At 50.8% G+C, this 368-nt stretch carries 1 pseudogene; it reads right to left on the bottom strand.

Annotated features, from left to right (window positions below):
- A pseudogene (locus tag AC1DLB_RS32415) lies at positions 1-124 on the bottom strand (DUF6231 family protein); the annotation flags it as partial.
- Positions 125-368: the final 244 nt, after the last annotated feature.

The following is a 368-nucleotide window of genomic DNA, read 5'->3' as shown; positions in this document are numbered from 1 at the left end:
GTTTGAATGCCTCGAGCGCGGGGAACTCACTGGCGCCAATCAGCAACAGACGCGTCGGGGCGTAACGATCAAGCAATGCGGCCAACGCCTGCTGGGGCGTGCGCGAAGAAATACTTGCAGTCATCGAAGATCCTCAATCAGAACGCCAAGATTAACGTGTCTTGTCGAGCGTGTTTAAGCAAAAAGCGCCGATCTTCCGTGAACATAAGGCAAAACAGCAATGGCCTATTGCTGGCGGAGATTAAAAGTCCGGTCTTTACTCCTTGAAATCGGTTATTAGCCGATCCCTCAGGAGAAAACTAGATGAGCATAGTTCGGACAGCATTACCTTTGGTTCTGCTAACCAGTGTGTTAACTGGTTGCGCAGG

It is taken from the genome of Pseudomonas sp. 05N434, assembly GCF_056396965.1.
Note: the sequence above shows the minus strand (reverse complement) of the source record. Positions and strands in the feature narration are given on the sequence as shown.